Origin of the sequence: Nostoc sp. CMAA1605, from assembly GCF_021596505.1 — a bacterium.
Taxonomy (GTDB): domain Bacteria; phylum Cyanobacteriota; class Cyanobacteriia; order Cyanobacteriales; family Nostocaceae; genus Trichormus.
Genome location: NZ_PJIZ01000164.1, coordinates 1 through 10,672 on the forward strand (window position 1 = coordinate 1; position 10,672 = coordinate 10,672).

General features: G+C 40.6%; 6 protein-coding genes and 1 pseudogene. 3 read left to right on the plus strand and 4 right to left on the minus strand.

Features of this window, described 5'->3' with window-relative positions; all coding sequences use genetic code 11:
• Together CV014_RS29120 and CV014_RS29125 are read right to left on the minus strand one after the other, a co-directional pair.
• A pseudogene (locus CV014_RS29120) lies at window positions 1–2,175 on the minus strand (molecular chaperone); the annotation flags it as partial.
• Between the two features lie 58 nt (window positions 2,176–2,233).
• Complete coding sequence (locus CV014_RS29125) at window positions 2,234–4,783, minus strand: dynamin family protein (protein ID WP_236145192.1); 2,550 nt, start codon at window positions 4,781–4,783, stop codon at window positions 2,234–2,236.
• 806 nt (window positions 4,784–5,589) lie between these two features.
• Between CV014_RS29125 and CV014_RS29130 the strand changes: the two genes are divergently transcribed.
• From CV014_RS29130 to ylqF, 3 genes are all read left to right on the plus strand, one after another.
• Window positions 5,590–8,367 carry a GAF domain-containing protein gene (locus tag CV014_RS29130; RefSeq protein ID WP_236145193.1) on the plus strand — a complete coding sequence of 926 codons (2,778 nt, stop codon included), beginning with the start codon at window positions 5,590–5,592 and terminating at the stop codon, window positions 8,365–8,367.
• Between the two features lie 90 nt (window positions 8,368–8,457).
• A complete protein-coding gene (locus CV014_RS29135) occupies window positions 8,458–8,859 on the plus strand; it encodes a VOC family protein (protein ID WP_236145194.1) in 402 nt (133 codons plus the stop codon).
• A gap of 172 nt (window positions 8,860–9,031) precedes the next feature.
• A complete protein-coding gene (gene ylqF, locus CV014_RS29140) occupies window positions 9,032–9,913 on the plus strand; it encodes a ribosome biogenesis GTPase YlqF (RefSeq protein WP_236145195.1) in 882 nt (293 codons plus the stop codon).
• Here the strand turns inward: ylqF and CV014_RS29145 are convergent.
• Together CV014_RS29145 and CV014_RS29150 are read right to left on the minus strand one after the other, a co-directional pair.
• Window positions 9,910–10,101, minus strand: coding sequence for a hypothetical protein (locus CV014_RS29145; protein ID WP_236145196.1), 192 nt, complete (start codon window positions 10,099–10,101; stop codon window positions 9,910–9,912). The two genes, ylqF and CV014_RS29145, sit on opposite strands and share 4 nt — an antisense overlap.
• Before the next feature lie 15 nt (window positions 10,102–10,116).
• Window positions 10,117–10,672, minus strand: a 556-nt coding sequence (locus CV014_RS29150) for an AGE family epimerase/isomerase (protein WP_236145197.1), incomplete at its 5' end; no start/stop codon positions are given.

Below are 10,672 nucleotides of genomic sequence, written 5' to 3' on the forward strand. Positions count from 1 at the left end.
TCGATATTGCTGTTTTCAGGACGCAGGCGACTTTCCATTAAGCCTTTTGCAATACCAATGGCTTCTTTAATGGCGGAAGCTGCGACGCGTTCAAATTGTTGGTTATCTATGGTAACACAAATATTCTCTGAGTTTCTCACCTGGAATTTAATCGCGCTTTGGGTGAGGAGTTCTGCAATTTGCTGTTCGGAAGGGTGAAGGTTAACAGAGAATGATCAGATTTTTGTCCTAGTTTGAGTTTAGCAGTTTCCGCATGATCCCAAAGTGTATAGAAGGTTTGCAGGCGTTGGGGTGCTTGTTGCCAACGGGTGGGGATGACTTTTTCGGCGGTATCTAACGCGTCTTTATAAGCTGCTTCACCTTCGGGATTTTCTTTATCAACACATTTTAATAAACTGCCACTTTTAAATTTACCTTGTTCTAAAAAGCGTTCGTTTAATTCAGCGTTGATTAAGTCTTCTAGCTTGTCGCTTTCGATATCACCTTGAGTAACTGCTGTCAGTAAAAATCAGCGATCGCTACTTTCAATAGTCTAAACACTTTTAGAGTAATTAACTCACCACCTAGTTGTAAATGTCCTGAAGAACCCAATAATTTCGGAGTTAATTTATAGTATCTGCCGCCTAAACCTCTATCTTCATGACTGGCAAAGTAGGGTGTATTATCTTCTAAGGTGAGTTCAATTAATGCTAAATCCGTCGTCCCCCCACCAATATCTAATACGAGAACATTTTGCGACCATTTATTATTTTCTTGGCGACAACGAGTTTTAAAAGATTCAATGCCAATATTTAGATTACCGCCAAATTCTCGCCATAAAAAGAAGATAGCCACAGATACAGCTTCATCGTAAGCTGTCTGGACATCATCAATTCCCAATTGTTCGACTAAAGACTTAACTTCTTTCCTGACTACAGGCGGTGCGACGGTGGGATAGGTGACGACTGCGGTTAAAAAATCTCCTTCGGAAAATCTGCGTCTGGCGCGTTGACGATAATCTTCAGTTAATTCGATTAAATGCGCCCATGCTGCTTGAATCAGTTGACTAACATCAATAATATCTTCTTCACCTTCTAAAATGACCGGAAATTTTCTATCCTGTCCAAAATAACGTTTGGGTGAATGGTGAAAGCGACTAATAATTTCTTTTAAGGAACTACTTGTTCCCTGTGCTATGGCTTTTTTTCTATTGTCCCTAGCTTCTCTCCCCATGCGGAGTTTGATTGCTTCTAAACTCGCTACTTCTAACTCGCTGGGAATCTCTGTATCTCGACGGTCAATATCTAAAACTACAGGAATTAAATTTTGGGATTCTAATGTGGGGACGCGGAAGACTTCATGATAAATTTGATAGAGTTTTTTGCTCACAGCCCGACGAAATCTATCGCTGTTTCCTAAACATAATTCGATTTGGCGAATCGCTTCTAAGAATCTCAATTTATTCTCACCGCTAAAAACTTCACTTAAATTACTCGGTTCAATTTCCAGATTCTTACTAATATCAACAATAAACTTATCCCATTCACTTTCACTGACCTCCGGCAAGGCAATTATAGCCGGAGAATTCAACCACTGGGACAGGCGATCGCGCAATCTGATTTCCTGTTCTCTAGGTAAAACTTCGGCAATAGGCACTTCTATCGGGTCGAACAGGGTCACGGTAGAATTAGATGTGCCGAAATCCACTGCTAACCATCCAGGAAATCTTTTTTTTGGTTTCCCGTTGCTGGGTTTTTCGCTGCGAACTTCTACAGGATTGATAACTGGATTACTGATGATTTTTTCTTCCATAGGTAGTGACCACAGATGACAATAAGCTGCTACTTTTTGTCTTACAGATAATAGTGGATTTCCTGAATGGTCAGAATCAAAATATTCCACCATTACCCGTAAATGACAGTTAATTGCTTGAGTTAAAGGGTGAGATAATTTACACGGATATTGTTCTAGTTGACCAATTTGGGAGATTTTTGGAGCCTCAGAATCAAACTTTTTATACGCCTGTTGAATTTTAGTTGCTAATTCGCTTGGTATGCCTTTAACTGTACAGGTGATACTAGAAATATGAGGTACATTATTTCCCGTAGCCAGCAGTTGAATACTGGGTAATTCTAAATACTTTCTATGATTAACCCGCACTTGGAAGCGAGGCACAAGTTGAATTTCTACAGGCATTTTTATCTTCCTTAACAGGCAGAATTTAATAATCAATAAATTTATGACTAATTACTGATTACTGATTAGCTGTTAGGGAATCAGAAATGTTAGCAATTTCTGTGAGATTCTGTAGCCAAGTTGGAACTCTCCCGCCTGATTGGGTATCACTAGAGGCGATAAATCTCAGCAAAGCATCTTTTTTCGAGATGTTTTGTAAAGTGGGTATAATTTGATCTAAAATCCCCTCTAATTCCCCATTGACTTGTTGATTAACTTCGCTGACATACTGCACTAAATGCAGGCTAGCACTGGCAGTAATTTCATCACGTAAGCGTAAGATAAATAACTGATGATTAGTGGTTCTAGTTAAACCGATATTTTTCTCTGGCGACCAATCAAAGATTTGACCGATATTGTGTTTTTCATCCTGACGCGCTAAAGGGAACATAATTTCAGGGATGAGAGATTTATCTTGTTGATTAATCTCCTCTAAAATTACGTCTTGCCATTTATTGGGGTCGCAACCTAACAGCAATTGATAAAATAAATCGGCTTCTTCAGGGCCAAATTTGGCTTCGATTTCTTGTTCCATTTCTGGGGTCAAAATCGCCAATAGCCGATCGCGCTCTGGGGCAATCTGGTGAGATAATCTACTGAGTAAGTCTACTACAGCTTGCTGGATGCGATCGCGCGCAAATTCTTCCACTTCTTTGACTGTCTTGGCGAAGGCGGGGTAAAAGTCATCGCTTTTTGTCGGGATGCTGCTATTGGTTCTACTACCTCTATCAAATAACTTCCCGGCTGCACCTTTTGATTCAGTTAAGGTGATTGTGCCGTTATTGATTTTGTTAAATAATAAAGTCCATTGATTCCAACTAATCACCCTAAAGGTGAGTTCATCTTTAACTACATCACTCACCACCGTTCCCCGACGGTCTTTGAGTGGTTGTTTCCCGATATCTTTTTGGAAATGACGATAGGTTTTATCTAAACTTTCAATGGCGTTTCTTAAGTCAATTAAAGCCTCAGAATCACCGGTGGGAATACCTTGGGCGTGAATTTCGGCAATAATAGCTTTGAGGTTGTCCTGTTGTAATTTTAAATTTTCGGCGGCGCGTCTAGTATCTTCAGATAGTTGCTTGAGTCCGTGAGTCGCAACATGGTTTTGAATTAACTCCCGCAGTTTGGCGATACCCCCATCTTGAGCAAAGTAACCCAATTTTCTGCCTAAACCGTGACGTGGATCTGATTCTAACAGGCGATCGCTCAACTTGCGCCATTTTTGTTGCAGTCGCTTTGACCTTTCTAAATACTCTGGATAATCTAAGTTTGCTAAAAATTCCGGTGAGCCAGCTTTCACACTGCTAGAACGTTTCGCTAATTCCGCTAGTCCCAACAAGGGAGAGAGTAGCACAATGCGATCTTGATTAATTGTGAATGCACTCGCGCCATCAATAGTGGTTTGCAACACCTTGAGTTTTCGCAATACCGCCTCAGCTGTGAGTTGGGGGGTACGACTATCATCGATGAGTGAATCTAATTCTCTCTCGCCGCCTTCACTTTCTAAAGGTAACTGGTCAAACCGTCCCACACCCACCAAAATTAAATCCTTGAGGTCTTGTCCAGGACGCTGCTGTTGCATCATCGTGAAAATTTTATGGGCGCGATCGCTCCCCGGTGATTTACCATTGAGCAGGACGAGAATTGTCTGCACCTCCGCCAATTCCCGCAAGGATAAAAAGGTATCTCGCGCGCCAGAATTCGCCGCACCCAAACCAGGAAAATCTAACAAAATAAATCTATCTGCACCGGTGACATCCCAAATTTCTTGAGAAATTCTCACTTCAATATCAATACGCCGAATTAACGGGAAACTATTTTGTAATAATTTCGTGGGTAAGGTTTGGGGAGGACTCGGTAAACGAATATGCGCCGGTGGTAAGTCTTCAAAGCGTAGGGTTTGGATAGCCATTGGCTGTTCTGCTAACTGTAACCCGTCTTTTGCGGTGACTGCATCGATAGGGTAGCGTTTCCCGCACAATACTTCATAGGAAGCATAAGCGCGCAAAAACACCACCAATTCCCGCACCAGATAGCGCAATTCTAAATTATTGCTGCTATTCCAAGTTTCTTGACACCATCTGAGAATTTCATTGCCAGAGTTGAGGGTGGTGGTGGGAATGGGGGGAAGTCCGGCGGCGATAGTCCGGCGGTTAGCCTCCCCCAACATAAAGCGCAAGCACTCATTTACCCCTTCCCGTGTTAAATATTCCACGGTGAAATTACTAACTTGTGTTGTGGCAAAGCCCGCTTGGGGGATGATATGAATAGCCGTGACATTACCCGTAGTGGGATTTTCGCTGATGGGTAAAGCATCCCCATAGCCGATTAAACTACCTAAAAGTAAAGTTTTGCCACTACTAAATTCACCCATCACACCGATTTTCACAGGGGAGGTAGCAAGACCTACGGTTTTCTCCGCACTTTCTCGGAGACGTAAAATACATTCATCTAAGCTAGTAGGCACCCAATCTTCTTGTTGAGAAGGATTTTGCGGAACAGAATTAATTTTTTCTAAAATCAGTTCGCCGTACTCTTTAAAACATCCTATTTTTTCTAGTTCCATAGAGTAGCCTGCCAATAAGATAATTTTCTGTGAGTTTTATAACACAAAAAAAGTCTGCAACTTTTATATCTACAAGTAGTTGAGCCTATCTTTCGGAAGATTTTGCGGTAATTTCCTCTCTGATGTGAATTCTTATTGATAAATTTAAATCTTTTGCAGATTACAGTCATACATTTGTTTGATTTTCTGCATATTTCGCAATGAATTAAATTTAAAAAATCAATACATAATAGTTGATTTATCAGATAAATAAAAATAAAATTAGCTAATATTAATTTCGTTCTCAGTGTTTGTCCTGGTTTTGGCTATGTGATGTGATTCAGATTTACTACAGATAATTTTGCCTGTGGGGCTTTAATTTTCATCTGGGTTTAACCCATTTTTCCGTAGTATCACCCATACTGTATCTGTGGTGATGATCTAGCATATTTGTAAAATATTTATCAATCAATCAATAATTAAATGAAATTTTTAATTCATATAAATTAAAATAGTAGTCTGGGTAAATAATTTTTTGCCTATAGGATTTATCTTTGATTTGGCTGCAAAACCCCGCAAACCCCCTTGTTTACCTTTATCCATTTGATTGGGTATGGAAAATGGAAAATCACTGCCTGTACCAAAATTGTATTCAGCTATCTACCCAAGCCATTTGGTGAATTGATATGCAGTATTTTTTTGAGCAAATCCATCCCACAGAGGTATTTAATTGAAAAAATCATACTTAATAATTCCTTCGAGAAGATGCAAAGCCAGAAATTACTCATAATTTTATAAATTATCAATCACATCAGGGTGGTAAAACGGTGTCACTATCAAATAATGAATCTACATCAGTAGAAAATACCATCAAACAAATACAAACAGAAGTGGGAGAACACAACCCGACTCAACAGAAACTATCCCAAAAAAGCTCAGAATTATCAGGACTACTGCAACTTATCCCAGACACATACTTACGGCTAGATGCCGAAGGGAAAATTCTCGAATACAAACCAAGTGAAACAGAATATGTAGATAACTTACTCAAAATAACTTTAGATAAACCTTTCAGCGAACAATTTCCGCAGCAGATCGGGGAGGAATTGCAACAGGCGATCGCTAAGACATTGCAAACACAATCACCTGTGAACATAACATATGATTTATCAATTGCAGATATAGTTTATACTTTTACAGCCAAATTTTTAGCCTTATCATCCCAGGAAATAATTGTCTTAATTCGTGAAAATTATCATCGCTTAAAGACACAACTGCTTGATAAGTATTATCAATTCCAAGATATTCTCGAAAACTCCAATAATATTATTTTTGTCCTGACAGTAACTGGTGAATTTGCCTATGCTTCCCCCAATTGGACGGAGATTTTAGGACATGATCTCACCGAAGTCATAGGTAAATCTTTCGTTCCCTTCGTACACACTGATGATGTCCAACTTTGTACAGATTATTTATCAACGGTTTTTAAAATCGGCAAAAAACAAGAACCCATTGAATATCGAGTCAAGCATAAAAATGGGGAATGGCGATGGCACACAAGTAGTGCAGGTGCGATTAAAAATGCCGACAACCAAGTTTTATATTTTGTAGGCATTTCTTACGACATTACGAAGCGTAAACAACAAGAAGCAATTCTTACTCACAGAATTCAGTTAGCAGACTTTCGGGCGGAAGTTGACGCTTGTTTGACTCAAAGTCTTACTTTACAGCAGATGATGTCTGGCTGTACCGAAGCTATAGTCAAACATTTAGATGCAGCTTTTGCCAGGATTTGGATATTGAATAAACAAGAAAACGTCCTAGAGTTGCAAGTCAGTTCGGGAATGTATACTCACATTGACGGCAATTATCGACGTGTAGCAGTCGGTCAATACAAAATAGGTTTAATTGCCCAAGAAAGTCAACCCCATTTAACCAACTCAGTACAAACAGATCCCCGCATTAGTGACAAGGAATGGGCTAAACAAGAGGGGATGGTAGCGTTTGCTGGCTATCCTTTAATGGTAGAAGGAGAGGTATTAGGCGTAATTGCCATGTTTTCTCGCCACACATTAAGTGAATCAACATTTGATATTTTAGGAATTGTCGCGCATGAAATTGCTATTGGCATTAAGCGCAAACAAACTGAAGCTGCATTGAGAGAATCGGAAGCAAAATTTCGAGAAATTGCCCAAAAAGAAGCATTACTTAACCGTCTTGCTAGTCAGATTCGCGCCTCTTTAGAACTTAATTATATTGTAGAAACCGCAGTCAAAGAAATTCACCAACTTTTCCAAATTGATCGTTGTGCTTTTTGGTGGTACAGACAAAATACAGATGTACCTACCTGGGAAATTGTTTATGAAGTTCAAAATTATCCTGAAAAATATTCACTACCTTCTGCAATTCAAGATGCAGAAGTGCAACTCATAGCCGAAAAGACTTTAAATAAAGAGATTATCCGCATTGATAATGTAGAGACATTGACAGATACTTCCGCCCAAAAGTTTTTGCGAGATTTTCACCTGACAGCTTTTCTCGCTCTGCCTGTACACACACAATCAGGAGAAATCGGGGCGTTCACTTGTAGCTATTGTAGTGGTTTTCGACCTTGGTTAGATCATGAAGTAGAACTACTACAATCTGTCACAAATCAGCTAGCGATCGCCATAGACCAAGCTAAACTCTACACACAAAGCCGCATCGCTGCCCAAACTGCCCAAGAAAAAGCCCAGCAATTAGAAGCCGCTTTACGAGAATTACAACAAACCCAAGTACAATTAATTCATTCCGAAAAAATGTCTAGTTTGGGGCAATTAGTAGCAGGTATTGCCCACGAAATTAATAACCCTGTCAATTTTATTTATGGTAACATCAACCATGCCCGTGAATATGTTAAAGATGTCCTGGATTTAGTTGAACTATATAAACAAAATTATTGTCCACCAGTGGCAGAAATTCGGGAATTTACTGATGCTATAGATTTAGATTTTCTCACACAAGATTTACTCAAAGTTTTAAATTCCATGAATTTAGGAGCAGAACGAATTCGGCAGTTAGTTCTCTCCTTACGAAACTTCTCCCGTTTAGACGAAGACGGCATGAAGTTAGTAGATATTCATGAAGGTATTGATAGCACTTTGTTAATCTTACAAAACCGCCTGAAAGCCAAACCAGGAGTTACGGAAATTCAAATTATTAAAGAATATGGTGATTTACCAAAAGTAGTCTGTCACGCTGGACAGATGAATCAAGTATTTATGAATTTGTTGGCTAATGCAATTGATGCTTTAGAAGATGCCACAATAGATGAGCAAGAAAATTTAACACCGCCTCAAATTCGCATTCAAACGCAACTGAATGATCATCAGCAAGTGATGATTACCATTGCCGATAATGGCCCTGGAATGACGGAAGAAATTCGCGATCGCTTATTTGACCCTTTCTTTACCACAAAACCCGTAGGTAAAGGCACTGGGATCGGTTTGTCAATCAGCTATCAAATCATTGTCAATAAACACCAAGGGAAATTAGAATGTATTTCCACTCCAGGTAAAGGAGCAGAGTTTATCATCACAATTCCCCTATTAAAATCATCTAGTTGAGCAACTATCAAATGTGGGAGTTTTGGGTGATTGGTAACAATTACGCTATATTGAGTGAGCAGCACACAAAACGGCTACAATTAAAATGATATGGGTTTACAATGTACAAATACAATTGTGACAATCGCTACATCAAATCTTGAGCAATCAGTAAATTTCTATAGGCACTTGTTGACCCAAAATCCGATAAATTTCATTCCCAACATCTATGCTGAGTTTCAGTTTCCAGGTTTGCGGTTAGGAATTTTTCAACCGAAAAAAACGCACAATCATGAATTTATAGACTCAGGAAAAAGTAAAATGAGTCTATGTTTAGAGGTGAGTAACCTAGAAACAGCGATCGCCCACATCAGTAATTTAGGTTATCCCCCACCCGAAAAAATCATTGTAGCCTCCCACGGCAGAGAAATTTACGCCTACGACCCCGACGGCAACCGCTTGATTCTACATCAATCAACAGGTAGAGACAAAAATACAGAAATCAGTGCGTAAGAAGAAGAGAAACAACAAAATAAAACCAATTCGCAATTCGCAATTCGCAATTCGCAATTCGCAATTCGCAATGGACTAACGTCCCGCTACGCTAACGCAATTCGCAATAAATTTGCGTTTATCCCAATTCCCATTCCCCATTCCCCATTCCCCATTCCCCATTCCCTAACCTATGGGCTTAACAGATAACTACAAACTCAACCTGATTCAGTGGTATCCAGGACATATTGCCAAAGCGGAAAAGAATCTCAAAGAACAGCTATCACGAGTAGATGTAGTTTTTGAGGTACGGGATGCGCGGATACCTTTAGCGACGCGCCACCCCCAAATCGATGAATGGGTGGGCAATAAAACACGCATATTAGTATTAAATAGATTAGATATGATCCCAACCCAAGTGCGATCGCTGTGGATGAATTACTTTCAAAATCGGGATGAAGAACCCTATTTTACCAATGCCCAACATGGTCAAGGCGTGAATGCCCTTGCCAAAGCCGCCCAAGCCGCAGGCGTTGAACTCAACCAAAGAAGACGCGATCGCGGAATGTTACCGCGTCCAGTCCGGGCTGTAGTCATAGGTTTTCCCAACGTCGGTAAATCCGCCCTCATCAATCGCTTATTAGGTAAGCGCGTTGTCGAAAGTGCCGCCCGTCCAGGGGTAACACGGCAACTGCGCTGGGTACGCATTAGTGATCAGTTAGAATTACTCGACGCGCCTGGGGTCATCCCTGCCAAATTAGGGAATCAAGAAGCAGCCGTCAAACTCGCCATTTGTGACGATATCGGTCAAGCCTCCTACGATAATCAGCTAGTTGCAGCCGCCCTCGTAGATTTAATCAACTCCCTCCAAGAACAAGCCAGGGAATTATTACCAAAATCACCCCTATACTCACGTTATGACCTCGACCCCATCCCCCACACCGGAGAAGCCTATTTACACGTTTTAGCCGAACATCGCCATCAAGGAGATGTCGAACGCACAGCTAGACAACTTTTGACAGACTATCGTAAAGGATTACTCGGCACAATGCCTTTAGAGTTACCACCCACTTAGTGCTGAGTGATGAGTGATGAGTAATGAGTAATGAGTAATGAGTGATGAGTAATGAGTAATAAGTAATGAGTGATGAGTAATGAGTAATGAGTAATGAGTAATAAGTAATAAGTAATGAGTGAGGTTTTTCTTCCCCTGCTTTCCCAGTCCCCAGTCCCCAATCCCCAGTCCCCAGTCCCAATCCCCAATCCCCAGTCCCCTCCCTACACTACCTGTGAACTCAAAGCCTCAAACTGTTGCCAACACAGATACATGGCGCGGGGAACATGAAAACATCCCTTCCACTTTCCGCCTTTAAGATTTAATAGCACCTCTCCTTGCCGATTCAGATAACCAAACCATTCACCATATTCTGCATCGGCAAAGTGTGACCAAGTGTAGTCGTGCATTTTTTGATACCATTCCCAACATTCTGCACGACCAGTGAGACGATAACCCATTGCTAACGCCACCAAAGATTCTAAATGCACCCACCAGAGTTTTTGATCCCATTCCAACTGCTGCGGGGGATGACCATCTGCATCCATGAAGTAATACAACCCCTCATATTGACTATCCCAAGCAAAATTGAGGATATTTAACACCACATCAACAGCTTGATTAATAGTTTGGCGATCGCCATTCCGGTTGGCAATATCCATAATGAACCACATGGCTTCAATTCCATGACCAGGATTAATCAACCGCCCATCAAAACAATCAATATGTGAACCATCGGGAGCAACATTTTCATACATTAGTCCCCGTTCCTGGTCAAGA